Genomic DNA, 23,529 nt, shown 5'->3' on the forward strand with positions numbered 1-23,529 from the left:
TTATTCACAGTAACATTAGCACCAAGCGAAGTGAAAAATGTTGTAAACGCAGCATTTGTTGGAGCAAAAACAGTATATTGCCCTGAACCATCTAAAGTGCCAGCTAGATTAGTACGGGTAAGTGCAGTAACCAAAATTGATAGATCTGGATTGGCAACAGCAATGTCTGTAATTGTTTGCTGAGCAGGAGTGTTGTTGTTATCATCACTACATGAGAAAATAGTTAAAGATAATAATGCAATTCCGATAATTTTTGAAAATTTTTTCATTGTTTTTTGTTTTAAATTATTAATTATTTTTTTAATTTTCTTAATGATTACAAAAACAAAAAATGGTTGCGTATTATTTATAAAATAATTTTTTTTTTTTTGATTATTACTATATTGTATTGATATTCTTATATATTTTTTTATCACAAAAATGGTATTTTATTTGACAGTCTTCTAATTTGCAAAACCAAATCTATAGACTTTTACTCCATTGTAGACTAGTTCATACATTCAATAATTAAAGCAGTATTGTTTTAGGTTTAAACGGATTTGAGCCAAATTATTGCTCAATCAAACGTCTATGGTTTTAGTTGCTATCCAAAATAGTTATTTGTTATCCAACGTAGAATGGATAAAAAAGGAGCATCCAAAGGAGAAACAATCGAAAGCGCTTTGCAAGCTTTAGGATTAGGATTTATAGAAAATGTAATTATAGATGCTGTAAAAGCGTTTAATAGTAAAAAGGTATTTGAATTGAATCCATAAAAAAAGGGTTGACAAATTAAAGTCAACCCTATTATATTATTAAATTGTATTTTTAGTTACCTAAGTTAGGTAATAAAACCTTATTTATTCTGTGAATTATACCATTTGTACATCTAATATCTCTAGCTCCAATTTCAGAATCAGCAGTTGTTGTGTTGGCATCAGTAACAGAGACCGTGGTAACATTTGCAACTGTATCTATATTAATTGTAATATTCTGACCCGATAGCGCGGATTTGCAATCCGTGCCCGCAAACCACTTCAAAACAAATTTAGTAAAATAACCTCTAAATCATTATCCAAGCCACCTAATTTCTTGCAGAACTAAAATAGTAATCCTCGGGTAGTGAAACTATTTTATCTTTAACAGGATTGTTATGAATATATTCTACTTTTTGCTTTATAAAAGAGTTACTATAAATTATTTCAGCATGATAACCATCTTGCCAAACTTTATAGTGTTGTTCTCTTTTTAAATGTTCACATGCCTTTTGAAAATAAGCTAACATCCATTCTCTTCTGCTTTCAGGTTCGTCAAGACAGGTTTGTATTATTTTTTTAGAAGTAAATTTTTTAAAATCTCTGATGACATCCGATAAGATAAAACCATCAGTAGTTTTACAAAGCAAATGGATATGACTACTCATAATAACATAAACATAAATTTCTAATCCTTTATTTTGTTGGCAATATTGCAATGCGTTTATTACTGCTTGCTTTTGATTTAATCGTGTAAACACATCAATCCATCCAACTGTTGTTATGGTAATAAAATAAGCTTCCTCTGTTGTTGTGGCTTTATATTTTGTAGACATATTCTATGTTTATTCACTTATGTTTGCGGGTTTGCGGGCACGGATTGCAAATCCGCGCTATCGGGAAGTCACCACCAAATATTTTTTTTCTTGATCATTTTCAAAACTAGCTTCATTCAATTCTTGTAAAGTTTTAAATTTTCCTTTAAAAAGTCGTTGTAAAACTTCGTGACTTACAAATACTTTTTCAAATCCATTTTTATCCGCCCAATCATTATTGTCAATAAAACGTAAAACTTTATCCAATCCTTGACGTTTTGTGTTTTGCCACTCTAGCCAGAAATAATTTTTTATGATTTTTACCAATTAATTTTCAACTTAGATAAAATATTTTCTTTTTTACCTTTTATAGATATACTTAAAGTTAAAGAATCTGGGACTTTCCGCATTTCTTCGAGCAACTTAGGGTTATCTATCCTATATTGTTTGTAAGAAACTAATGGTATTGTATCATATTTTGTCTTAACTTTATCAAGTGATGCGTTTGGATTGTATTTTTTTATCAATTCTAATGCTTGTTGTTTAGTAATTTTATTTTTTCTCTCGATTAAGTAAATATTTTTAGGATAATTATATGTTTTAAAACGATCAAAACCTAAAACAACTTTATTATCAGCTTTATCAGTATAAATATAATCCTCACCTAATTCCATCAAAGAGTTGTTTTTCTCATAATAATCTACGATGCTAAAAATTTCTTCACTGTTTAAATTTAATTCAAGTTCTAATGGAATAAGTAGTACTAGGTATTTATCATTGTAAGTTTCTCGCATAATAATAGAAACTTTTTTATCTGAAATGACTTCTTTAATGTACTTTTTTTCAGCACAACTACAATTTACCATAACAAATATCAGTCCAATAAAAATATTAACTTTCATAAATTAGTTCTTAATAATTATACAATCTACAATATCTGTAAAAGTTCCGAGAGCATTATTTAACACTCTATAACATACAACTATATATGGTTTTTGCTCATCTTTTTCAAAACTAGCATCATTCAATTTTTGATATGTTTTAAATTTACCTTTAAATAAATCTTGAAGGGTTTGATAACTAATAGAGAGTGTTTTAAAATCATTCTTTTTAGCCCAATCATTATTGTCAATAAAACGTAAAACTTTGTCTAATCCTTGACGTTTAGTATTTTGCCATTCTAACCAAAAACTTTCATTTATAACTTTATTTTGTTCTTCTATTTGTTCTAATAATAAATATTCGGCTAGTGAAAAAACAAAAGTATATACTTTTAAAGCAGGAATAAAACCAACAAATGTAGATAATGATGGCATGTTAAACTCGTTATTACTGCTCAACTCTGGTATCATTTCATACATTTACTTAACTACCAATTAATTCTTTCTTTAAACACTTTTTGTTTTCCACCACTAAATCCAATACTGAGTGAAATTGTATCAGGAACTTTGCGCATTTCACTTAAAAAATAAAATTCAGAAGTTCGAAATTTTGAATAAACTTCTAAATAAATTGTGTCATTTTCTGTCTTTAAACTTTGTAAAGTTGCATTAGGATTATATTTATTAATTAATGCTACTGCTTCTTCATTACTAATGAAATTTATTCGATTATATAACAAAATACTTTTTGGATAATTTGGATATTCAAGATCTTCAATTGCATAAATGATTTTATTTGTTTTACCATTCATTACCATATATTCCTCTGCTGGTATTAATCTTTTTTTGTCAATTCTAAAACGTATTCTAACATCTTTAATTTTTTTTTATTTAAAAACAAATTAAATTCCAAAGGTATATTTAATACCAATTGCTCTTTATTAAATGATCTTGCTAAGGAAAGTGAAACTTTTTTATTTGAAATTACTTCTTTAAAATAGTTTTCTTTCTTACATCCATTAATTAAAAGTAATATAGTAAATATTATTGTTGCTTTCATTGATTTAATTATTTATAATTACACAATCAACTATGTCATTAGAAATACCAAGTATTTTATTAGTTTAACGATGACTTATAACAACGCATTTTTTTTCGTCTTCATTTTCTAAAGAAGTATTTCTTAAACTCTCGAAAGTTTTAAACTTTCCTTTAAAAAATAATTGCAAAATATCTTGACTAAGGTAAATATACTCAAAACCATTTTTTTCAGCCCAATCATTATTGTCAATAAAACGTAAAACTTTGTCCAATCCTTGTCGCTTTGTGTTTTGCCACTCTAACCAAAAACTTTCATTTATAATCTTGTCTTGTTCCTCATTGAGTTGCATAATTAATTCCTCGGCAAGTGAAAATGCAAATGCATAAACACCAATATTGGGTACTTTGGGTATAAATCCAACAAAAGTTGATAAAGATGGTAAATTAAACTCATTATTACTGCTTAACTCGGGTATCATTTGTCTCATTTGTTCTAAATCTTGGTTTTAAAGAATTTTTTACCAATTAATTTTTGTTGATGTAAGTATATTTTCTTTTTTACCCGATTTGTATATTGAGAAAGTCAGTGAGTCTGGTATTTTTCGCATATCCTCTAGGAATTTTGGATTGTCATTTCTATACTGTTTATAAGAAATTAATTTTATTGTATCGTTTTTTGTTTGAAGCTCATCAATAGTTGCAGTTGGATTATATTTATTTATTAACACTAAAACTTCTTCTTTGCTTAGTCTTAATTGCCTGTCATATAAATAAATTTTTTTTGGATAATTAAACGCTCCAAAACCATCAAAAAGTAAAAACCTTTTATTTGTGTTTGCATCAAAAAATAGATAATCATCACCTTTCAACATTGATTTATTTCCTTTGATATAATAATGCCCTATACTGTATAACTTTTCTGAATTTAAATCAAGATGAAATTCTAATGGGATGTTTAAGTTGAAATAGGTCTCGTTAAATGTCTTAATTAATGAGATACTTACTTCTTTATCTGAAATTACTTCTGTAATGTATCTTTTTTGAGCACAACTTGACAATAATATGAAAGATAGTAATAATACTGCTTGATTTTTCATAATATTATTTTATTATAATTATACACACCCGATAGCGCGGATTTGCAATCCGTGCCCGCAACCCGACTTTGAGCCTCAATCCCCCTCACAACCTCACCGCCAATCTTACCAATCTCGTGTGAATTGCGCTAACTACTGTTAGTCGTTGTTTTGGCTGCAACTAATATAAAGTATTATTTTTTAAAAACTTTGTCAAAGTTTTAAACTTTGACAAAGTTGTTGTTTTCCTCTCCTATTCGTCCTTAGGATCTTCTAAGCTCTTGTGGCGTGCTGCAAAGAGCAAGTTAAAGTTGAAGAAGTTCAGGCAACGCTTTACATCGCCGGGGAACTTTTTTCCTATGAAGTGAATGGTTTCTAACAAAGCAATCTCTACATCGCGGCGTGCCACGCTCCTATCGGTGCGGTTGGTTTTTACGGCCGCTTTTTCTTGTAGTTGATTTTCACGAAGTGTTTTCCATTTTGTTTCTAGTCCTTGTAGCTCGCCACTAATCGTGGCACCTATTGCCACTTGGTGTTTTACAGCGGCTACTTTTAATCGTTCTACTATAGTGGGCATTTGGGTTTTGGTCACTTTGGTGTATTCTGATTTTCCACGAGGGTAAAATTCAAGCAATTCGGGCGTTTTTTCACCACCCAATGCCGCCGCAATATTGATGTATTTGCTTTGCATATAGGCTTTAAATTCTTTAATAAAATTATCCACCGTCAGGGTTTTACCCACTTGTGTGTTTAAGGTGGTGTCTACCTCGCTTAGCTCCTGTTGAAACGGGACTAAGGCAGTAGTTAAAGTGTTGAGTACATCGTCATACTCGTTGCTTCCGTTGTTATCGGTAAGTTTTGCTTGTACGTCTAATGCAAAACGTTCGATGTAATTGGGGGTCATATTTCTATCGTCAAAAATATTCCCGAATAGCATTCTTGGATTGGGTTTCATAATTTCAATTATTTATTAGTGATGTATTTTTTCGATTTTTATGTTTAAAATTTGTTTTATACCTATACCGCACGAGAGATAGTATATATCCAACTTGTTTTATACCTATACCGCACGAGGGATACTATATATCCAACTTGTTTTATACTTATACCGCACGAGGGATACTATATATCCAACTTGTTTTATACCTATACCGCACGAGGGATACTATATATCCAACTTGTTTTATACCTATACCGCACGAGGGATACTATATATCCAACTTGTTTTATACTTATACCGCACGAGGGATACTATAGATCCAACTTGTTTTATACCTATACCGCACGAGGGATACTATATATCCAACTTGTTTTATACCTATACCGCACGAGGGATACTATATATCCAACTTGTTTTATACCTATACCGCACGAGGGATGGTATATATCAAAGTTTTTCGGGTGGTGCATGGATGGTGTTCATGGTGGGATGTGTACTAGTTTTTAGTTATTAAAATGTTTGACGCGTTTTAGTCGCATGGCAAAAGGCACGGTAGCGTTTTCAAAGGCATAGGTTAGCGTTCGTCCTAGCTGTAGTTTGTTTGCCGCTTGTAAGTGACTGGCGGGTAGCGACGCTTCAAAATCGGCAGCCACATCGGTATCAATTTTTAAGGATAGTGTTCCATAATAGAGTTCTGTGATGATATAGGCTCGTCGAAGTCCCCGTTTATACTCGTCCCAGTGGTGCTCTTTGATTTGGTCGAGCATATCATCGAGCAGGATGAAATCCCGATTGGGCATTTCTTTGCCTTTGGAGTTGCTGATGGTAAAGGAGGCTATTCGCTTCATATCAAAATTGGCATTGATATTTAAATGGTTTTGCAGTTTTATATTCAAGGCATCTTCAAGGGCTAGCTCAATGTTGATATTGGCAAACGAGGCATTCTCTTGGGGTAGTTTTCTAAATCGGTCTAAGATGGCGTCACTTTCCTCGAGGGTGATAATCCCTTGAGCGGCAAACGCATTATAAATATAGTTGGGCATACCATCGCGGGTAAATGAGGGCGTGTCAAACCAACCGCCGTCCCAAACGCATTTGCCAAAAGTTAAACTTTCGAGTGCTACGGGAATTAACTCTAATCCATACTGTCTGTAAAATGTTCTTAAATTCATAGTTTCTATACTTTATCTATTATGCCTACTCTAGTTGCTCTTTTCGGCTGGCGAGCTGGGTTTTACTCTATCGGCGAGTTCTTCTATAAAATACCCCACGGCATAGGGCACCGATTGATTTCGTTTGTTAAAAGGCAGGTTGTAACGAGCATGTTGAAACCCTAGTTTGTGCAACCATTCGTGAAAAAGATAATTGGCTATTTGCTTGCTGGTCATTTGTTCAAATTGGGCTTTATCAATATAAATTTCCTTTTCACGGTGTTGTCCGTTGTTAGCCAGGCGACTGTTTTTGCCGTGGAGCAACTCTAGATAGAGGTCGATAGTGTGAGGCGCAGTATTGCCTGGATAATTGACAGCGTTTTCTATGATTTCGAGCACTTGGCTGCTGGTATAGGGAAAATCGATAGCCCCGCCAAATAGTTTTTTGCGGTAATGAAACTCATAGTACAAGATTTTGTTTTGAAACAATTCGCTGTTCACCACGCGCTCCATTATTTCTAGTGCTTTCTCCAGTTTGTCTAAATTATGACCTTCATATCCTAGACTTTTTCTCAGTATAATTTGTATCATCGTTGGGGTATTTTATAGTAGGTTTTTGGTTTACTTGTTCTTGTTTTGGGACATGGCAGTTGGGTTATCTTATTTGGGCAATTTCAAAGTGCATCCCGTCTTTTCGTTTAAAATGACCACCCCAGTAAAAGCCGTTTTGGTGTGCCAGTTGCACTAAGGTGCGCACACTTCCTTTTTGACCCACGAGCGCCGGAATGGCACCCAGCCTATTCCAAGCCATGTTAATATCGAATGCCGTTCCAAAGGCGTGGTTGCTCAACACCTTGTTACTGCCTCTAACAAATCGAGGTGTATAGGCACCATCCCATGTCAGCACATGATGCATGAGCCCTGCGGCTTCCCAGTCGGCAAAAAGGGAACGGAGTTGGTCAGCGCCTTTTTTATGAAAATATACCGTGCCCGTGCCTTTGATGGGGATGAGTTGGGGTATATTAATTTTGATGATATGGTTCTTGTCCCAGTTATTGGTAATGGCAATGTTTTCTCGATTGCCTGGCACGGGATTCGGGGTAAAGCGGATAGTGCCAAAGTGTTTCGCTCGCTCGGCATTGGTTACCAATGGTGAAAAAGCGGGTTTAGCCGGAAAGTTTTCGCTCAGGATATCGGTTCGACTATCGTTGAGCAATCCAAAACCGAGTTGCATCGCCCGGCCTATGGTTTTGTTGCCTACGATACCATCGGGTTGCAGGCGATGGGCTTTTTGAAAAGCCACTGAAGCTTTATGGGTTTCAGGTCCAAAAATCCCCGTGACCGCACCCACATAATGACCTTGTCCCAGCAGGAAATATTGCCATTTTTTAACATCTGCTCCTGTGTTACCTTGTTTTAGTAGTTTCATGTTTTTGATATTTGATATTAGATTTTAGATGATAGATTTTAGATGATAGATGATAGATGATAGATGATAGATGATAGACAATAGATTATAGATGATAGATGATAGATAATAGATGATAGATGATAGATGATAGATGATAGATTATAGATTATAGATTATAAATTGCTTTAACTACTTTTCAGCTCGTATTTCGTATTTCGTCCATAGTATTTCTAACTTAATATATATAGCGTGCAACACAGCAGTGCCAAAGCGGGCAGCACGATGAGTATATAACCTATTGCGATTTTCAGGCGTTCTACTTTATCGGGGCAACGCGAGGCTGCTTTAATTTTTTTATACATACTATTTGCTTCTTTTTTTAAAAAAACAGTCCTGTCTATATATCTCAAACCACTAAGAAAATGTGAAGAACAGGACTGTTATACAAACTAACTAACTGCCGTATTTTTGAGCAACTACTCTCGATAAAGCGGCACTGGGCAAGGCTTTGTGACTGTTATGAAACAGTTAATTGCTATGCTTGGGACAAAGTTGAGGTTAATTGTAATGCCAAAAAAGGGGGATTCCCGCAATTCGAATTGCGGGAATCCCCCTTTTTTCATAAACAAATAAATAGTCTATTTGCCCCATCAACTAAAAATGTAATCTTATGAAGAGTAGGCACACTTTAAAAATGGCACTAGTAGAAACGATGGTGACCAACTACAAAAACAACCAGTTGCAGGCTATTGAAACCTCACCTACACATCCGATGGCTTTTGATGCTACGGCAGCCCATTTTTCACTCCAGCAATTGAAAAGTTTCATCCACACCATTGAGACAGAAGTAGCCCGACACGCCGAAATACCAGTCGACCAGCTTGGCATTCGGTTTTATTATGCGGCTTATCCCAGCGAAAACAATTGGCAAAACGAGGAAAATGCCGAAATCGCCATGGTCGACTCGCGCTATGCCAAATTGCACACCTTGATAGCGGTTCCTACTATTGAAATCAAGGGCGTTGTTCATGATTTTGACCCTTTTGATAGTAGCACTTATACGGGTGTCAAACCAGCAGGCACCGATGTTGTCGTCATGGCACAAAATCACGGGGGTTTATTTCCACCCAAGTCCTTAGAAGGTGCATGGTTTTAAAAATGGTACAACTGCTTTTGTATATTGATTTAAAAAGTAACTTTGAAACTATAATTTATAGGAACCGTTACTGTAATGGAAGATATACTAGTAGTTTTATCAAAAACCCTAATCCTAGCGGAAGGCATGGCGGTGGCGGCAGGTTTTTATAGGTATGCAACCATTAAAAACACCCCTTGGAAATGGTTTTTATACTACTTGTTGTTTATTTTTTGTGTCGAAGTGTCAGCGCTAACCGAAGTATTTAACGAACACGTCAACAGGAAATTGTTTTTTGGGTTTATCATTATTCCAATAGAGTTTGTGTTTTTTTATTGGCTCTATGCGTGGCAATCGTTTCACAATAAAAAGCTGTTTTGGATTTTTTCGCTGGTGTATTTGCTTTCGTTTTTACCCCATCGGTATTTGGAAAACCACGGTTCTATGGTTTATTCGTTCAACTATGTGGTGGGTGCCTTTTTACTCGCCCTATTATTGGTTTTAGAATATTTAAAGCAAATTCGTTCTGATAGCATATTGCAGTTTAAAGAGAATAAAATGTTCTATATCAATTTGGGCGTAAGCCTGCTTTACCTTGGTACCTTGCCGTTTTTTTCGTTTTATGCGATCATCCTTAAAAACGATATCATTTATATGAATTACTACCTATTTTTTTATATCGCAAATCATTTGATGTACTTACTTTTTTCAATGTCATTTCTATGGGGGAAACCGAATACTTACTAATTACCATTGTTTTCAATTTGTTCTTTCTACTATTTATAGGCGGTATTTTCCTGTATATAGCACAGTACCGACGCAAAAAAAGAGCTAGTGAACTCAAATTAAAACATGAAAAAGACGCGCATCAAAAAGAGCTATTGGCGACACAACTCGAAATGCAGAAGAAAACCATGCAAGAGATAGGCGGCGAAATACACGACAATGTGGGTCAGAAACTGACGCTGGCCAGTTTGTATCTTCAACAAGTAATTTATGAGAATAAAATAGAGTCGGCTACTGTGAATGTAGCTTCTATTAATGGCATAATCAACGAGGCACTAACCGAATTGCGACAGCTGTCAAAATCCCTTTGCGACGATACTATTGAAAACAATGAGCTACCGCAACTTTTAGAACAAGAAAGCGAAAAAATAAAAACTATAAAAAACTGCCAGTTGCAGGTGACCCAAGAGCACGCCTTTATACAGGAAAGCTATGCGGTGAAAAGTGTGTTGCTGCGCCTTACGCAAGAGTTTATTCAGAATGCCATTAAACATGCCGATTGTCAATCCATCACTATTGCGCTCGATAAAACTACTGTGGGTATCACGCTAACACTGTCCGATGACGGCAAAGGTTTTGATGTGAAACAAAGCAAATCAAACGGTATCGGCATTCAAAACATGAAGAAAAGAGTAGCCGTACTGGGCGGACAATTCACCATTTCTAGCAGTAAACAAGGAACGGTTGTAAAAGTAGTGGTGCCCAACGATGTGAATATATTTTAAATTATAACTACCTTCGCTCCTATTACCCAAAAAAGGCACTCATTTTATGAAGCATACTATAGTAATTGTAGACGACCACATCCTTATTGCCAAAGCACTAAGCAGTATTATTGCCCACTTCAACGATTTTACGGTACTTTATGAATGTGAAAATGGTGTAGACTTGCAAGAAAAATTTAAAGACAAAAATAACCTTCCCGATATTGTGCTACTCGACGTGAGTATGCCTATCATGAACGGTTTTGAAACCGCAAAATGGCTTACCCAAAACCATCCTACCATTGCCGTCATGGCCTTGAGTATGCAAAACGAAGAAAGCAGCGTCATTAAGATGCTAAAAAATGGAGCCAAGGGCTATTTGCTCAAAAATACCTATCCCACCGATTTAGAAGAAGCCCTGCAAAAACTAGTTACTCAAGGTTTTTTCTATCCTGACTGGGCCGCGACGACCATCCACACCCATGAGGAGAATCAAGAAAAAATCCAAGCGGCACTCAAAGAATCGTTTACCGCCAGAGAGTTAGAATTTCTAGGGTATGCAGCCACCGATTTGAGTTATAAGGAAATTGCTGGTAAAATGTTTTGCAGCGTTCGCACTATAGAAAACTATAAAGAAAGTCTTTGCACTAAACTCAATATCAAATCCCGAGTAGGATTAGCGGTTTTTGCTATTAAAACGGATTTGTTTTAAAGTGGTTTTAGTCGCCACTGACCCACAGATTTAATGATTAAATAAGCTGTTAATTAGTGCCAAAAAAAAAATAGAAGCGTAGGCAACTGCACAAAAACGGAATAGTTTTACAACTAAACAGTCACTATTACTCCTCGTAAGCCTTCATCTCTTTATCATAAAATTCACCCGCTAAGGTGATTAGATGTTCCATTTCGCTTTCTAATTCTTTTTCGTCTTCGCCTTCTAAATCTTCTAAGAATTCCACTTCGTCGTCTTTCAAATTAATGATAAAACGAGGAAAATCAAGATGAATGATGAAGATGTCATCAGGAAAATCAGAGTTGTCGGCGAGTACAAATTTTGGTAGTTGCATTGTTTTAGTGATTAGTGATTATTTTTAATTATAGTATCTATATTCTTTACTTTTTACTCTTTACTCCTTACTCCTTACTCTTACTCCTTACTCTTCACACTTCACTCTTTACTCTTCACTTTTTACTTTTTACTTTTTACTTTTTACTTTTTACTCTTTACTTTTTACTCTTTACTTTTTACTTTTTACTTTTTACTTTTTACTTTTTACTTTTTACTCTTTACTTCAAAAGCTTTTTCGTTAAGTAGTTAAAGCGAATATACAAAAAAAGTGCGGCTGCTGTCAATCCGGCCAACAAACCTAGCCAAACGCCAACGGCTTTTAAATTAGTATATAATCCCAAATAAATAGAAATCGGAAATCCGATAACCCAATAGGCCACGAAGGTAATATACATGGGGATTTTTACATCTTGCAACCCTCGCAAAGCGCCAAGAACCACGACTTGAATACCATCAGATATTTGAAAAAATGCGGCCACAATCAAGAGTTGCGCTGATATCGCTATTACTTCTTTGGTTTCTATCACAGTCGCTATATCTTGTGTATTGACAAAAATATAAGGTAGCACTTGGTGAAAAATAATAAATAGCAACGCAAAAACAATCTCGACAATAACGGCCAATATAAAGATGGAACGACCTACTATTCGCAACATGATATAGTCTTCTTGGCCTTTTTGATTGGCCACTCTTATCATGGCAGTGACACTTAACCCCATGGCAAACATAAAGGTTAAAGAGGCCAAACTCAACGCAATTTGATTGGCGGCTTGGCTAGTAGTGCCTATCATTCCGCAAAGCCAGATTGCTCCTGTGAACAGCGCCACTTCAAAAAACATTTGCATCGAGGAAGGCAAACCAATTTTAATGATTTTACGGTTGGTCTCTTTCTTAATTTCTTTTAGTCGAAAGCCTTCAAAATAGTAATGAAACTTTGATTTGCTTTTCATTATATAATGCATAAAAATAAGCATGATAACTCTTGAAGCAATAGTTCCGATAGCCGCTCCGATAATGCCCAACTCTGGAAAAATCCAAATGCCGTAAATAAATAAATAATTGATGATGACATTGGCTACGTTGCCTATAATTGTTGCCCACATCGAGTATTTGGTCTCGCTCATGCCATCGGCAAACTGCTTATAAGCTTGAAAAATAATCAACGGAACCAATGAAAAGCCCACGATATCGAGGTAGGGTTTTGCCAATCGCACCACATCTTCGGGTTGTCCCATAAAAGACAACAAAGGTTTGGAAAAGAAAACAAAGACAAAAAGCAGGAAACCCAAAATAGTACATAAATACAAGCCATGGTGAAAGGCCAATCGCCCTTCTTCTTTATTCGATTTTCCGTGTGCTTCAGCCACTAAAGGAGTGATTGCGGTAGAAAAACCAATACCAAGTGACATGGCGATAAAAATAAAGCTATTGCCCAGCGAGACCGCAGCCAATTCCGTCGGACCAATTTTACCCACCATAATGTTGTCTACAATTCCAACCAAGGTGTGACCAATCATCCCGAGAATAACAGGGTAAGCCAATTGTAAATTATATCGAAATTCTTTAGTATAGGCTGCTAAATTCAAAGTACTTTTTTTAAGTGTGCAAAAGTAATGAGTTTAAAACTATGGATATTAAATTGACGTCATTTAATTTGGAATATTGTTATATTTACGCAAAATTTATAAATATGAAAAAAAATCTACTCCTACTTTCTTTATTCTGTTTCAATTTATTATCAGCTCAAAATATTTTTAGAGAATATTTTAATACTTATACGACGGGAGCGCAGTTGAGCGGGCAAGGAACTTGGACAAATAATAGTGCTAATGCTGGTGGTTTAGGAAATTGTACGGGTGCCATTTGTAGCAATGCTCAAGTTTTATCCACTGCTATAAGCTATGGTCAATATGGTTCTTCTCCAAAATCAATTCAAATTGCACCTGACAAAGACGGTTGCGGTACGGCTTTTACTGCATCAAATGCTACAAATCTGTATCTCGGAATGGTTATAAATATTTCAAATGCCATTAGTGCATCACCTACCGATTTTTTTAGAGTGATGAGCGGTAGTAATACAAACGTAGCATTTAGAATTACTTTACAATCTTTTGGTGGTGGGTTTTATGTAGGAATCAGCAAAGCAAATGGTAATGTGTTTTATTTTTCGCAAGCCATTAGTTATAATACAAATCACTTATTAATTATAAAATATACCCGAGCCGCTGGAACAACAGATGACGCAGTTAGACTGTATGTTAATCCAACAATGAGCTTAGGAGAACCTGCAACTCCAGACATGGCCACCACTACTGGTACCGATGCGATTGGCGCTATTGACCGAATGAGTTTTAGACAAAATGCCTCTATTGGATTACCAACAGGTAGAGCTGGTTTAATAAGTGTTTCTGGTTCTTGGACAGGATTAATTTTTCCAACATTAGCCGATGATTCTTTCGAGAAATCAAATTTTATTGTTTCAACTGGTGCTCTTGCTAACGGTATTTTAACTATTAACTCTGATAAAATTTTAGAAAATGCAACGCTAAGCATCTACGATATTCAGGGAAGAAAAATAGAAACTAAAAGAATTTCATTGCAGGAAAATGCGAATGATGTTACTGTAAATCCTATTGAAAATCCTGGTGTTTATATTGTTGAAATAACCAATGGCAGCCAATTAAGATTTACACAAAAAATTATAGTCAAATAATATTTGAATTCTCCAATAAAAAAAAGGTACTAAAAATTAGTACCTTTTTTTATTTGCTAAGTTGCTCCTTATAAAAATCAATGTTTGCTTTTACTTTTGGGTCTAATTCAGGCTCGCTTATGTCGGTTAGTTTTTGCATCGCTTCCCATATTATTTTTGCTACAATAACGCGTGCCATTTCTTTATCATCTGCAGGAATAATGAACCATGGTGCGTGCTCTTTTGCCGTTTTATTAATAGCCTCTTCATAATAAAGCATATAATCATCCCAACGCTCGCGCTCTTTTAAATCGCCTGTCGAAAACTTCCAGTTATCTTCGGGTTGCTCGAGCCTTTTTAACAATCGCTTGCGTTGTTCTTCTTTGCTCATATGGAAATAAAACTTCAAAATAGTGGTTCCATTTTGTGCAATATGGCTTTCAAAATTATTGATTTGCTCCATTCTGTTTTCCCAAAACTTCGGCGTAATGTCTTCTACTTTTTCAATGCCAGGCAAATTTTCAAATAAAATATATTCCGGATGCACCCGAGTCACTAATACGTTTTCATAATGCGTTCTATTGAAAACGGCAAACTTTCCTTTTTCGGGCAAAGCCAAATAATGACGCCATAAATAATCGTGTTCTAACTCTGTTGAATTGGGTGTTTTAAAACTATGCACCACAACGCCACGCGGATTGAACTCTTTAAATACTTCGCGTATCAAACTGTCCTTGCCACTAGTATCCATGCCTTGCAGACAAATCAAAAAGGCATGACGGTTGTGTGCATACATTGCATCTTGTCGTTTGCTTAATTTTTGTTGAATTTTTACTAATTCCTCTTTTTTCTCGTCATCATCACTATCGATAGCTAACTCAGTGGGAATTTTTGACAATTCGATAGTATCAATCACTCGAAAATCGTCAGGATTTATGGATTTCATAATGTTAGTTTTTATATTTGTAAACTTATGGAAAAATTTCAACTTATCCCTTTATTCGAAATCATCGGCATTGGCGCTGCCTCTGGTCTTGTGTACACGAATGATATGCTTTACATTGTATCTGATAGTAGTTCCTATTTGTACCAATATGACCTCAACAATCAGGACTTAACCAAAATTGCTTTGGTGGAAAACAGTCAAGATCACATGATTAAAAAAGAAAAATTCGACTTTGAAGCCATCACGTTACAAGGTAACTCGCTTAGTATTTTTGGTTCTGGTTCTACCGAAAATCGAAACAAGAAATTTACTTATGATTTAACTACTTCAAAAATAGCGCACGAAGATTTGAAACCCATTTATAGCGCTATTCAAGATACATTAGACATTGCTTCTGATGAACTAAATATTGAAGGCGCTTTGTATAAAGACGGTGTACTTCATTTATTTCAAAGAGGAAATGGTAGTAACGCTAAAAATGGTATAGTAATTATGGAGCAAGAAATTACATTCATTCCCATCACCTTACCCAAGATCAAACATGTTGAAGCCACTTTTACGGATGCGATTTTAGTAGAAGATAAAATCTATTTTCTGGCAGCAGCCGAAGATACTACCTCAACTTATGATGATGGCGAGGTCTTGGGCAGTATGATAGGTTGTCTAGATAGTGCGACTTTTACTGTTGAATTCACGCATGTTATCTCTGACTACCAAAAGTTTGAAGGACTAACCTTGTATAAAAAAACAGCAACTCAAATGGAATTGCTGCTTTGTGAAGATAATGACACTGATATTTTGGAAACTACAATTTTTAAATTGACCCTATCAAAATAGGTTTTGAACAAAAACTATCTTTAGTTTCAATTTCTATCGTCCGCCAGCTCTAGTTGAACCAGCACTTTGCCCTGAAGTTGACTTTGAACTAGCACCTGATGACCTCGGACTACCGCTTGCTGAGCGAGGAGTTTGTCTTGAACTGGGTGTATTGACAGACGTAGGTCGCGTTGCTGAGCGTGTGCCCGACATAGTAGTTGAAGTAGGTCTACTTGATGGTCTTGTGCCCGATGTATTTACAGACGTTGGTCTTGTAGCAGGTCGCGTGCCCGATATATTAGTAGACGTTGGTCTTGTAGCAGGTCGCGTGCCTGATACATTAGTAGACGTAGGTCTTGTTGATGGTCGCGTGCCCGATACATTAGTAGACGTTGGTCTTGTCGATGGTCGCGTACCCGTTGTAGTAGTAGGTCTTGTAGACTGCGATGGTGCATCAGGTCTTCTATAATTTACACCATTATAAGTATTTCTATAGCCGTTATTTCTTGTAGTATTCACCACGATTACCGAGTTATTCCTTCTAGGATAATACCCATTGTAATAATGATTATTGACAATTACAGGTGACCTGCGATAAAAACCATTTCCATAAAAGTGGCCGTGATAACCCCAATAATTATTGAAATACATTGGGCTCCAAGGGTTCCAATAAGGCGGATAATATCCCCAGTAGAAAGGAGAATTATACGGAACGAACATCGGCGAAAACATAAACGTTACAATGGGCCATGCACCTACAGAAGCAAAGTTGCCATTGTTGTTATCATTGTTGTTAGTAGTCGTGTTGTTAGTCGTGTTATAATTGTTGGTGGTATTGTTAATTATCGTAGTGCCACCGCCAGTGTAGCCTGGATTTGGTGTTCCTGCTACTTGGCTAGCGTTGGGTTCTACTATATAATCTTTACCATACAAGGTTTCATTGCCTATTACCTGTACCGCGATTTGATCTTTTGCATCTTTTGATACCGTAATCACCGCTACATCTTGCTTTTCTTTTTCGCTTACAAAAACTTGAAGAATAACAAGCGTGGCAGTGCCTTCTTTCTCGCTAACCACTCTAATGTAATCTACTTTGCTATCATTATTCAAGTCTAAATTGTTTAATTTTTTGCTTTCGTCATTCAGTGATTTTTCAAACTCCTCTAAGGTTTTTGATTTTTGAAAAACATCCAAAACAGCAAAAAGATTTAAATTGTCGCCAGGAAGTCCTAGGGCTTCAGGTTCGTTTTGCGCATATCCATTTAATGATAGCAGCACCGATAAAAAGAGTACTAAATTTTTCATCATTATTTAATTACTGGTTATTGATTACTTAAAATTACAATAAATAGCTTTAGCCGTTTATTATTTTTCAATTTCTCTCAAGCTTTCCATTTTCTTATGGGCCAAAAAGCCTTTAATGTCTTCAAAATGTTCTTTTACTCGCTTTTGTCCAAACTCAAAAACTTTAGTAGCTAAGCCATCGAGGAAATCTCTATCATGTGACACTACAATTAGCGTGCCATCAAAATCGCGCAGGGCATCCTTAATGATATCTTTAGTTTTCATATCCAAATGATTCGAGGGCTCATCCAGAATTAACAAATTCACTGGCTCTAATAGTAACTTAATCATCGCCAATCGTGTCTTTTCGCCACCCGATAGTACTTTCACTTTTTTGGTCACATCATCACCATGGAACATAAAAGCACCTAAAATGTTTTTGATTTGTGTGCGAACCTCGCCTACAGCAATATTGTCTATCGTTTCAAAAATAGTTGCATTTTCGTCTAAAAGTGACGCTTGGTTTTGGGCAAAATAACCTATCTGTGAGTTATGACCAATTTCTACACTACCACCATTAATTTCAATTTCTTTCATGATGGCTTTTATCATGGTAGATTTTCCTTCCCCATTTTTGCCCACAAAAGCTACTTTTTGGCCGCGCTCAATAACAATATTAGCATCTTTAAAAATTAAGTGCTCACCATACGATTTATGTAAATCCCTTACAATAACAGGATATTGCCCAGAGCGCACTGAAGGTGGAAATTTTAATTTAAGGGCAGAATTATCTATTTCATCAATTTCAACAGGCACCAGTTTTTCTAACATCTTTACCCGCGACTGCACCTGTAACGTTTTGGAATAGGTACCCTTGAAACGCTCAATGAACTCCATGTTATCGGCTATCATTTTTTGTTGCTCGTCATAGGCTTTTTGCTGATGAATTCTCCTGTCTTTTCTGAGCTCAAGGTAGTGCGAATATTTGGCTTTGTAGTCATAAATTCGGCCCATGGTAACCTCAATAGTTCGATTAGTAATGTTATCCACAAAAGCCCTATCGTGGGAAATCACCACTACGGCTTTCGCCGAATTAATCAAGAAATCCTCTAGCCATTGTATACTTTCAATATCCATATGATTGGTTGGCTCATCGAGCAAAATCAAATCCGGTTTTTGCAAAAGTATTTTCGCCAATTCAATTCGCATTCGCCATCCTCCTGAAAATTCAGAAGTTTGACGCGCGAAATCCTCCCTTTCAAATCCTAAACCAACCAGAATTTTTTCAACCTCGGCTTCATAATTTATTTCTTCAATCGCATAGAACTTTTCACTCAAGTCAGACACGCGCTCAATCAATTTCATGTAGTCATCACTTTCATAATCAGTACGAATGGTCAACTGTTCATTGATGGCATCGATATCGGCTTTCATTTTAAAGATTTCGCTAAATGCTTTTGAAGCTTCTTCCATCACGGTGGCACCATCGGTAGTTAACAAATGCTGGGGTAAATAGGCTATCACGGCATCTTTTGGCGCCGAAATATTTCCAGACGATGGTTTTGCTTCCCCTGCAATTATTTTTAAAAGCGTCGATTTTCCGGCGCCATTTTTACCCATCAAGGCAATTTTATCATTTTCATTAATCGCGAAAGAAACATCGCTAAAAAGAGTTGTCCCGCCAAATTGTACGGAGATGTCGTTAACTGTAATCATTTAGAATATTTAGATTGCTTGGATTGTTAGACTGCTTAGATTTTGAAGGTGCAAATATAGAGTAATTTAGAAATTGAAATTTAAATCCTGAAAAATTAGGTTGAAAGCATTAATTTTGAATTTTAATAAAATAAAAATCAATCCGTTTAAGTCAACCTTGTCCATATAAATGCCTCACATAAATAATAGTAATTTGAAAAATTTAAAACCAAAGGACAAGAGAATAAACAACTTCGGCAGTACTAAAAAATCCTATCTCAAGCGAGTGAGACTAGCTACTTCATTATTTTTCGTTGGTATGGGATTTTGTTTTTCAACATGGGCAAGTCGCATTCCCGATATTAAATCGACGTTACATTTAAGCGAAGGTTTGCTCGGAAGTTTACTTTTTATAATGCCATTTGGTCAGTTAGCCGCCATGCCATTTTCGGGCAAAGCAGTCACAAAATATGGTAGCCGCACGATTTCAATAATAAGTTTAATAATATACGGTATAAGTTTGATTTTATTAGGCTTAGCAACTACAAGTTACCAACTAGCTGGAGGATTATTTTTGTTTGGTTTTGTTAGTAATTACTGCAATATCGCTATTAATACCCAAGGCGTTTATACCCAACAATCGTTTGAAAAACCCATCATTGGTTCGTTTCATGGTTCGTGGAGCATCGCCGGATTTTTTGGCGCATTAATTGGATTTTTGATGCTTTCTTTTGAATTAAGTCCATTTCAGCATTTCATTATAGCTTTTTTTCTAGTTCTTTTGATAGTGGTTTCCAACTACAAGTACCTTTTAAAAGGACAAACAAAGCAAGAAAAAGTAACCGAAAGTTATTCTTTTTGGAAAAACCCTGACTTAAATTTGGTCTGGTTAGGAATCATTTGTTTTTGTGGCATGGCAAGCGAAGGTATCATGTTTGATTGGAGCGGTGTTTATTTTAAAGAAGTTATAAAAGCGCCTGGTGCATTGGTAGTTTTGGGCTATACGTTATTCATGATAAGCATGGCCTCAGGTCGATTTTTAAGTGATATTTTAGTTGCAAAATTTGGTGCCAAAAAAGTGCTTATCACAAGCGGTTTGGTTATTTCTGCTGGATTATACTTGGCTGTACTGCTACCCTACTTAATATCGTGTTCGATTGCTTTTATATTGGTAGGTTTGGGCGTTTCCAATGTAATTCCAATCATATTTACAATTGCTGGAAATAACAAAAAAGTACCCACAGGTATTGCTTTGACCATTGTAACGAGTATCAGTTTTCTAGGTTTTTTGATTGGTCCACCAGTAATTGGTTTTATTGCCGAGTTAACTAATTTGAGGTATTCATTTGCGCTTATTGGACTATTCGGACTATTAATTTCAGTTTTGGTGGGTAAGTTGGGGCCTTTTAGGAATTAAGAAAGTTAGGAGATGAAAACTATATATAGCTAACGATTTAAATTTTATTTTACTTAGAATTAGCTTTATTAGGATTTTGTCGAGTGTCAAAAATCTGCAATATTCTAATTTCAGACTCAGAATGTATTTTATAAATTATCTTATAATCGCGAACTATCATCCTTCGATACGGCTCACCAAGAATTTCATCTACTTGATACTGTTCGGTGAAATGAATGTTTTTACTCTGATTAACAATATCTTTTATTACATTTTTTGCGCCTTGTAAGGATTTTAATTTTATGAATTCATAAATTAGTTTTAGATCATCTTTGGCGTGATTATCCGAATAAATTTTGATTGGTGTTTTCATATTACCAACTTTCAATCTCTTTTTCTAAGTCTTCAATAGTTATATATTTTCCCGATGAAATTCTTTCATCTGCTTCTTTAACCATATTTAGATATTCCACTTTATCGACTGGATAACCAACTATTGTGTGAGCGACTACCTCTTTATCTAAAACTGCTTCTAATGCTAGTACTTTCCTAAGTTTACTTTCATCATTTATTTGAAGTAACCAATCAATCAATTCGATTTTTTTTGCAGCTATGTTCATAATAAATAAATGTATTTTAAACAAATATACTAATTTTAAATACTCAACCGAAATTCTTCAATAACTGGATTGGCTTTGCCAAAATCAATTTCTTGTATAAAAAGTTCAACTGCTTTTTGGGTTTGAACACTCGGAATAACGTTCGCTTGATTGTTATTTCGAATTACGGTAGCTACGCCAATTGCCTCTATTTTTTGCTGTAATGACAAAGCTAAGATTTCATTTCCTGAAAATATTTTTATTAGGCCCATGGATGTTTGTTTAAGGGATTAAAGGTTTAAGAGTTTAAAAGTTGGAAACGGGAAGTTTCGAGTTGGGAGTTTTAAAACTAATTACTGCGACTGAACACTAAAAACTGAACACTGAACACTAAAAACTGAACACTATTCATCTTCCATTTCAAAGAAAACGGGTTCAATCATAATTTTTTCGGCAAGAACTTCAACTCTTTCTGTAATTTGGTTACAAAAAAATACGCGTTGCGTTTTTTCAATACTATTGGATAACCTTAAAATAACGGCGTCCATCCGATTTCTAAATAGTATTTCGGCATCATCAATAACCAATATTTTAATAGTGTTAATGTTAAAACCAGCGGAGGAGAACATGGCATTGATTTTATTAGGTGTGCCAATTAAAATATCTAATCCTAATGATACTATGTTTTTGTCATAATCGATATCGCCTTTATCGTGAACGCCCAGAATACTTAAATCAGTGTAGGTGCCAAATTTCAGGAACAATTCTTCCATTTCCTGAACTTTTTCTTTGTTTTCCACAATAATTAAAGCGCGTGTACTTTCGTCTCGTGTTTTTTCTAATTTTTGAATAACAGTAAGGACAATCGTCGAAGTTTTTCCTGTTCCTGCTGGCGATTGAATAACAGCATCACCGCCACTTTTTAGGGTCGAAAATGTTTCACGTTGCATGTCATTGGCTTCGGTTAAACCGTGTTCAATGAGTGCTTTTTGCAGGTTTGGGTTTATTTTTTTTAGGTTCATTGTTTAAGGGATAAGTTAAAAGGGATAAGGAATTAGACTTTTGCCTTATCCCTTTTCCCTTATCGCTTTATTTACTTGCAAATAACTTCACATCGGTTTCAGAAATCTCGTTTCCGCCAAGAATGATTAAACGTTCTACCACATTTCGCAATTCGCGGATGTTTCCTGTCCAATCATATTCTTGCAACAATTTAATGGCTTGTTTTGAGAATTGTTTTGGTGCATTTCCTTGTTCTTCGGCAATTTTTGCAGTAAAATACTCAATCAATAACGGAATGTCGTCACGTCTTTCGTTAAGTGAAGGCACTTTAATTAATATAACGGCCAAGCGATGGTATAAATCTTCACGGAAACGACCTTCGGCAATTTCTATTTTCAAATCTTTGTTAGTTGCAGCAATGACACGAACATTGACTTTGATGTCTTTGTCTGCACCGACACGTTGGATTAAATTTTCTTGTAAAGCGCGCAACACTTTGGCTTGTGCTGACAAACTCATATCACCAATTTCATCTAAGAAAATAGTACCGCCATCAGCCGCTTCAAACTTTCCGGCTCTGTCTTTCACTGCCGAAGTGAACGCACCTTTAATATGACCGAATAATTCACTTTCTATCAACTCTGAAGGTATTGCAGCACAATTAACTTCAACTATCGGTGCATTAGCTCTTTCGCTTTTTTGGTGTAATTGATGGGCAACCAATTCTTTTCCGGTGCCGTTTGGTCCTGTAATTAATACTCTAGCATCGGTTTGTGCCACTTTATCAATCATGAGTTTGATATGATTGATGGGTTCGCTCTCGCCAATAATTTCATAGTTTTTGGAAACTTTTTTCTTTAGAATTTTGTTTTCAACTACGAGTTGTTTTTTGTCTAAGGCATTGCGAACAGTATTCAATAATCTATTCAAATCGGGTGGTTTTGATATATAATCGAATGCACCAAGCCGCATGGTTTGGATGGCAGTTTCCATATCGCCGTGACCAGAAATCATCACCATGGGAATTTCGGGTTTTATTTTTTTGACTTCTTCTAATAGTTCGACGCCATCCATTTTTGGCATTTTGATGTCGCAGATTACTAAATCGTAGTCGTTGTTTTTTATTTTTTCAAGTCCTTGAATGCCCTCTTCGGCTTCTTCAACTTGATACGTGCTGCTTTCTTCAGAAAGGATTTTGGTTAAAACTCTTCTGATGGCGGCTTCGTCTTCGATGATTAATATTTTTGGCATATTTTTATTTTTAACCGCAAAGTTCGCAAAGCGAATTCGCAAAGTTTACTGAAATTCAAATGGTTTCGGTTTTAGCCCTGATTGAAGCTAGCTACCGTGTAGCGC

At 35.5% G+C, this 23,529-nt stretch carries 31 protein-coding genes and 1 pseudogene; 8 read left to right on the forward strand and 24 right to left on the reverse strand.

Annotated features, from left to right (window positions below):
• On the reverse strand, positions 1–269 hold a 269-nt coding region (locus WFZ85_RS12370; protein ID WP_342696613.1), incomplete at its 3' end, for a fasciclin domain-containing protein.
• Positions 270–617: 348 nt separating this feature from the next.
• Between WFZ85_RS12370 and WFZ85_RS12375 the strand changes: the two genes are divergently transcribed.
• The gene (locus WFZ85_RS12375) at positions 618–755 is read left to right on the forward strand and encodes a hypothetical protein (RefSeq protein WP_342696614.1); all 138 of its coding nucleotides are present in this window, start codon (positions 618–620) and stop codon (positions 753–755) included.
• A gap of 52 nt (positions 756–807) precedes the next feature.
• Here the strand turns inward: WFZ85_RS12375 and WFZ85_RS12380 are convergent, their stop codons facing one another.
• The 13 genes and pseudogenes from WFZ85_RS12380 to WFZ85_RS12440 all read right to left on the reverse strand — a co-directional run bounded on the left by WFZ85_RS12380 (position 808) and on the right by WFZ85_RS12440 (position 8,067).
• A complete protein-coding gene (locus tag WFZ85_RS12380) occupies positions 808–1,020 on the reverse strand; it encodes a fasciclin domain-containing protein (RefSeq protein WP_342696615.1) in 213 nt (70 codons plus the stop codon).
• Positions 1,017–1,570, reverse strand: a pseudogene (locus WFZ85_RS12385) (REP-associated tyrosine transposase). The gene WFZ85_RS12380 and the pseudogene WFZ85_RS12385 overlap by 4 nt, the downstream one beginning before the upstream one ends.
• 57 nt (positions 1,571–1,627) lie before the next feature.
• Positions 1,628–1,816, reverse strand: coding sequence for a hypothetical protein (locus WFZ85_RS12390; protein WP_342696616.1), 189 nt, complete (start codon positions 1,814–1,816; stop codon positions 1,628–1,630).
• Positions 1,817–1,869: 53 nt separating this feature from the next.
• The gene (locus tag WFZ85_RS12395) at positions 1,870–2,451 is read right to left on the reverse strand and encodes a hypothetical protein (protein ID WP_342696617.1); all 582 of its coding nucleotides are present in this window, start codon (positions 2,449–2,451) and stop codon (positions 1,870–1,872) included.
• A gap of 3 nt (positions 2,452–2,454) precedes the next feature.
• Positions 2,455–2,901 carry a hypothetical protein gene (locus tag WFZ85_RS12400; protein WP_342696618.1) on the reverse strand — a complete coding sequence of 149 codons (447 nt, stop codon included), beginning with the start codon at positions 2,899–2,901 and terminating at the stop codon, positions 2,455–2,457.
• Positions 2,902–2,918: 17 nt separating this feature from the next.
• The gene (locus tag WFZ85_RS12405) at positions 2,919–3,242 is read right to left on the reverse strand and encodes a hypothetical protein (protein ID WP_342696619.1); all 324 of its coding nucleotides are present in this window, start codon (positions 3,240–3,242) and stop codon (positions 2,919–2,921) included.
• A 23-nt stretch (positions 3,243–3,265) separates the two neighbouring features.
• Positions 3,266–3,490 (reverse strand): hypothetical protein, encoded by a 225-nt coding sequence (locus tag WFZ85_RS12410; RefSeq protein ID WP_342696620.1) that lies wholly within the window; start codon positions 3,488–3,490, stop codon positions 3,266–3,268.
• A 64-nt stretch (positions 3,491–3,554) separates the two neighbouring features.
• Positions 3,555–3,959, reverse strand: coding sequence for a hypothetical protein (locus WFZ85_RS12415; protein ID WP_342696621.1), 405 nt, complete (start codon positions 3,957–3,959; stop codon positions 3,555–3,557).
• 30 nt (positions 3,960–3,989) lie between these two features.
• Complete coding sequence (locus WFZ85_RS12420) at positions 3,990–4,568, reverse strand: hypothetical protein (RefSeq protein ID WP_342696622.1); 579 nt, start codon at positions 4,566–4,568, stop codon at positions 3,990–3,992.
• A 232-nt stretch (positions 4,569–4,800) separates the two neighbouring features.
• Positions 4,801–5,502, reverse strand: coding sequence for a hypothetical protein (locus WFZ85_RS12425; protein ID WP_342696623.1), 702 nt, complete (start codon positions 5,500–5,502; stop codon positions 4,801–4,803).
• 488 nt (positions 5,503–5,990) lie between these two features.
• On the reverse strand, positions 5,991–6,659 hold the full coding sequence (locus WFZ85_RS12430) for a hypothetical protein (protein WP_342696624.1): 669 nt from the start codon (positions 6,657–6,659) through the stop codon (positions 5,991–5,993).
• Between the two features lie 30 nt (positions 6,660–6,689).
• Positions 6,690–7,229: a hypothetical protein gene (locus tag WFZ85_RS12435; protein WP_342696625.1), complete on the reverse strand. Its 540-nt coding sequence runs from the start codon at positions 7,227–7,229 to the stop codon at positions 6,690–6,692.
• Positions 7,230–7,293: 64 nt separating this feature from the next.
• Entirely contained in the window at positions 7,294–8,067 is a 774-nt protein-coding gene (locus tag WFZ85_RS12440; RefSeq protein ID WP_342696626.1) for a M15 family metallopeptidase, read from the reverse strand.
• A 652-nt stretch (positions 8,068–8,719) separates the two neighbouring features.
• Between WFZ85_RS12440 and WFZ85_RS12445 the strand changes: the two genes are divergently transcribed.
• From WFZ85_RS12445 to WFZ85_RS12460, 4 genes are all read left to right on the forward strand, one after another.
• On the forward strand, positions 8,720–9,205 hold the full coding sequence (locus WFZ85_RS12445; RefSeq protein WP_342696627.1) for a hypothetical protein: 486 nt from the start codon (positions 8,720–8,722) through the stop codon (positions 9,203–9,205).
• Positions 9,206–9,280: 75 nt separating this feature from the next.
• Positions 9,281–9,931 (forward strand): hypothetical protein, encoded by a 651-nt coding sequence (locus WFZ85_RS12450; protein WP_342696628.1) that lies wholly within the window; start codon positions 9,281–9,283, stop codon positions 9,929–9,931.
• Entirely contained in the window at positions 9,907–10,695 is a 789-nt protein-coding gene (locus tag WFZ85_RS12455) for a sensor histidine kinase (RefSeq protein ID WP_342696629.1), read from the forward strand. The genes WFZ85_RS12450 and WFZ85_RS12455 overlap by 25 nt, the downstream gene beginning before the upstream one ends.
• Positions 10,696–10,741: 46 nt before the next feature.
• Positions 10,742–11,386 carry a response regulator transcription factor gene (locus WFZ85_RS12460; RefSeq protein WP_342696630.1) on the forward strand — a complete coding sequence of 215 codons (645 nt, stop codon included), beginning with the start codon at positions 10,742–10,744 and terminating at the stop codon, positions 11,384–11,386.
• Between the two features lie 127 nt (positions 11,387–11,513).
• Here WFZ85_RS12460 and WFZ85_RS12465 read toward each other — a convergent pair whose 3' ends face one another.
• Together WFZ85_RS12465 and WFZ85_RS12470 are read right to left on the reverse strand one after the other, a co-directional pair.
• The gene (locus tag WFZ85_RS12465) at positions 11,514–11,741 is read right to left on the reverse strand and encodes a hypothetical protein (protein WP_342696631.1); all 228 of its coding nucleotides are present in this window, start codon (positions 11,739–11,741) and stop codon (positions 11,514–11,516) included.
• 220 nt (positions 11,742–11,961) lie between these two features.
• Positions 11,962–13,329 carry an MATE family efflux transporter gene (locus tag WFZ85_RS12470; protein WP_342696632.1) on the reverse strand — a complete coding sequence of 456 codons (1,368 nt, stop codon included), beginning with the start codon at positions 13,327–13,329 and terminating at the stop codon, positions 11,962–11,964.
• A gap of 104 nt (positions 13,330–13,433) precedes the next feature.
• Between WFZ85_RS12470 and WFZ85_RS12475 the strand changes: the two genes are divergently transcribed.
• Positions 13,434–14,456 carry a T9SS type A sorting domain-containing protein gene (locus WFZ85_RS12475; protein WP_342696633.1) on the forward strand — a complete coding sequence of 341 codons (1,023 nt, stop codon included), beginning with the start codon at positions 13,434–13,436 and terminating at the stop codon, positions 14,454–14,456.
• 49 nt (positions 14,457–14,505) lie between these two features.
• Here the strand turns inward: WFZ85_RS12475 and WFZ85_RS12480 are convergent, their stop codons facing one another.
• On the reverse strand, positions 14,506–15,381 hold the full coding sequence (locus tag WFZ85_RS12480; protein WP_342696634.1) for a PPK2 family polyphosphate kinase: 876 nt from the start codon (positions 15,379–15,381) through the stop codon (positions 14,506–14,508).
• Positions 15,382–15,408: 27 nt separating this feature from the next.
• Between WFZ85_RS12480 and WFZ85_RS12485 the strand changes: the two genes are divergently transcribed.
• Positions 15,409–16,218, forward strand: coding sequence for a DUF6929 family protein (locus WFZ85_RS12485; RefSeq protein ID WP_342696635.1), 810 nt, complete (start codon positions 15,409–15,411; stop codon positions 16,216–16,218).
• A gap of 33 nt (positions 16,219–16,251) precedes the next feature.
• On the opposite strand, the gene WFZ85_RS12490 is transcribed toward WFZ85_RS12485, so the two are convergent.
• Together WFZ85_RS12490 and WFZ85_RS12495 are read right to left on the reverse strand one after the other, a co-directional pair.
• Complete coding sequence (locus tag WFZ85_RS12490) at positions 16,252–17,505, reverse strand: hypothetical protein (protein WP_342696636.1); 1,254 nt, start codon at positions 17,503–17,505, stop codon at positions 16,252–16,254.
• A gap of 57 nt (positions 17,506–17,562) precedes the next feature.
• Positions 17,563–19,197 (reverse strand): ABC-F family ATP-binding cassette domain-containing protein, encoded by a 1,635-nt coding sequence (locus WFZ85_RS12495; protein WP_342696637.1) that lies wholly within the window; start codon positions 19,195–19,197, stop codon positions 17,563–17,565.
• A 193-nt stretch (positions 19,198–19,390) separates the two neighbouring features.
• Here WFZ85_RS12495 and WFZ85_RS12500 point away from each other — a divergent pair, with 193 nt between their 5' ends.
• Entirely contained in the window at positions 19,391–20,593 is a 1,203-nt protein-coding gene (locus tag WFZ85_RS12500) for an MFS transporter (RefSeq protein WP_342696638.1), read from the forward strand.
• A 49-nt stretch (positions 20,594–20,642) separates the two neighbouring features.
• Here the strand turns inward: WFZ85_RS12500 and WFZ85_RS12505 are convergent, their stop codons facing one another.
• The 5 genes from WFZ85_RS12505 to WFZ85_RS12525 form a co-directional block, all read right to left on the reverse strand.
• On the reverse strand, positions 20,643–20,945 hold the full coding sequence (locus WFZ85_RS12505; protein ID WP_342696639.1) for a type II toxin-antitoxin system RelE/ParE family toxin: 303 nt from the start codon (positions 20,943–20,945) through the stop codon (positions 20,643–20,645).
• 1 nt (position 20,946) lies between these two features.
• On the reverse strand, positions 20,947–21,192 hold the full coding sequence (locus WFZ85_RS12510; RefSeq protein WP_342696640.1) for a hypothetical protein: 246 nt from the start codon (positions 21,190–21,192) through the stop codon (positions 20,947–20,949).
• Between the two features lie 35 nt (positions 21,193–21,227).
• Positions 21,228–21,443, reverse strand: a complete 216-nt coding sequence (locus WFZ85_RS12515; RefSeq protein ID WP_342696641.1) for a DUF2007 domain-containing protein — start codon at positions 21,441–21,443, stop codon at positions 21,228–21,230.
• Between the two features lie 132 nt (positions 21,444–21,575).
• A complete protein-coding gene (locus WFZ85_RS12520; protein ID WP_342696642.1) occupies positions 21,576–22,193 on the reverse strand; it encodes a DEAD/DEAH box helicase in 618 nt (205 codons plus the stop codon).
• Between the two features lie 67 nt (positions 22,194–22,260).
• Positions 22,261–23,424: a sigma-54-dependent transcriptional regulator gene (locus WFZ85_RS12525; RefSeq protein ID WP_342696643.1), complete on the reverse strand. Its 1,164-nt coding sequence runs from the start codon at positions 23,422–23,424 to the stop codon at positions 22,261–22,263.
• Positions 23,425–23,529: the final 105 nt, after the last annotated feature.

It is taken from the genome of Flavobacterium aureirubrum (assembly GCF_038739835.1).
GTDB lineage: Bacteria > Bacteroidota > Bacteroidia > Flavobacteriales > Flavobacteriaceae > Flavobacterium > Flavobacterium aureirubrum.

What these genes read in the sequence shown, in the direction of transcription:
- WFZ85_RS12375 (WP_342696614.1), top strand. Translation starts at nt 618, where the DNA reads ATGGATAAAAAAGGAGCATCCAAAGGAGAAACAATCGAAAGCGCTTTG.
- WFZ85_RS12395 (WP_342696617.1), bottom strand. Translation starts at nt 2,451, where the DNA reads ATGAAAGTTAATATTTTTATTGGACTGATATTTGTTATGGTAAATTGT.
- WFZ85_RS12400 (WP_342696618.1), bottom strand. Translation starts at nt 2,901, where the DNA reads ATGATACCAGAGTTGAGCAGTAATAACGAGTTTAACATGCCATCATTA.
- WFZ85_RS12405 (WP_342696619.1), bottom strand. Translation starts at nt 3,242, where the DNA reads ATGAATGGTAAAACAAATAAAATCATTTATGCAATTGAAGATCTTGAA.
- WFZ85_RS12410 (WP_342696620.1), bottom strand. Translation starts at nt 3,490, where the DNA reads ATGAAAGCAACAATAATATTTACTATATTACTTTTAATTAATGGATGT.
- WFZ85_RS12415 (WP_342696621.1), bottom strand. Translation starts at nt 3,959, where the DNA reads ATGAGACAAATGATACCCGAGTTAAGCAGTAATAATGAGTTTAATTTA.
- WFZ85_RS12420 (WP_342696622.1), bottom strand. Translation starts at nt 4,568, where the DNA reads ATGAAAAATCAAGCAGTATTATTACTATCTTTCATATTATTGTCAAGT.
- WFZ85_RS12425 (WP_342696623.1), bottom strand. Translation starts at nt 5,502, where the DNA reads ATGAAACCCAATCCAAGAATGCTATTCGGGAATATTTTTGACGATAGA.
- WFZ85_RS12430 (WP_342696624.1), bottom strand. Translation starts at nt 6,659, where the DNA reads ATGAATTTAAGAACATTTTACAGACAGTATGGATTAGAGTTAATTCCC.
- WFZ85_RS12435 (WP_342696625.1), bottom strand. Translation starts at nt 7,229, where the DNA reads ATGATACAAATTATACTGAGAAAAAGTCTAGGATATGAAGGTCATAAT.
- WFZ85_RS12440 (WP_342696626.1), bottom strand. Translation starts at nt 8,067, where the DNA reads ATGAAACTACTAAAACAAGGTAACACAGGAGCAGATGTTAAAAAATGG.
- WFZ85_RS12445 (WP_342696627.1), top strand. Translation starts at nt 8,720, where the DNA reads ATGAAGAGTAGGCACACTTTAAAAATGGCACTAGTAGAAACGATGGTG.
- WFZ85_RS12450 (WP_342696628.1), top strand. Translation starts at nt 9,281, where the DNA reads ATGGAAGATATACTAGTAGTTTTATCAAAAACCCTAATCCTAGCGGAA.
- WFZ85_RS12455 (WP_342696629.1), top strand. Translation starts at nt 9,907, where the DNA reads ATGGGGGAAACCGAATACTTACTAATTACCATTGTTTTCAATTTGTTC.
- WFZ85_RS12460 (WP_342696630.1), top strand. Translation starts at nt 10,742, where the DNA reads ATGAAGCATACTATAGTAATTGTAGACGACCACATCCTTATTGCCAAA.
- WFZ85_RS12465 (WP_342696631.1), bottom strand. Translation starts at nt 11,741, where the DNA reads ATGCAACTACCAAAATTTGTACTCGCCGACAACTCTGATTTTCCTGAT.
- WFZ85_RS12475 (WP_342696633.1), top strand. Translation starts at nt 13,434, where the DNA reads ATGAAAAAAAATCTACTCCTACTTTCTTTATTCTGTTTCAATTTATTA.
- WFZ85_RS12480 (WP_342696634.1), bottom strand. Translation starts at nt 15,381, where the DNA reads ATGAAATCCATAAATCCTGACGATTTTCGAGTGATTGATACTATCGAA.
- WFZ85_RS12485 (WP_342696635.1), top strand. Translation starts at nt 15,409, where the DNA reads ATGGAAAAATTTCAACTTATCCCTTTATTCGAAATCATCGGCATTGGC.
- WFZ85_RS12490 (WP_342696636.1), bottom strand. Translation starts at nt 17,505, where the DNA reads ATGATGAAAAATTTAGTACTCTTTTTATCGGTGCTGCTATCATTAAAT.
- WFZ85_RS12495 (WP_342696637.1), bottom strand. Translation starts at nt 19,197, where the DNA reads ATGATTACAGTTAACGACATCTCCGTACAATTTGGCGGGACAACTCTT.
- WFZ85_RS12505 (WP_342696639.1), bottom strand. Translation starts at nt 20,945, where the DNA reads ATGAAAACACCAATCAAAATTTATTCGGATAATCACGCCAAAGATGAT.
- WFZ85_RS12510 (WP_342696640.1), bottom strand. Translation starts at nt 21,192, where the DNA reads ATGAACATAGCTGCAAAAAAAATCGAATTGATTGATTGGTTACTTCAA.
- WFZ85_RS12515 (WP_342696641.1), bottom strand. Translation starts at nt 21,443, where the DNA reads ATGGGCCTAATAAAAATATTTTCAGGAAATGAAATCTTAGCTTTGTCA.
- WFZ85_RS12520 (WP_342696642.1), bottom strand. Translation starts at nt 22,193, where the DNA reads ATGAACCTAAAAAAAATAAACCCAAACCTGCAAAAAGCACTCATTGAA.
- WFZ85_RS12525 (WP_342696643.1), bottom strand. Translation starts at nt 23,424, where the DNA reads ATGCCAAAAATATTAATCATCGAAGACGAAGCCGCCATCAGAAGAGTT.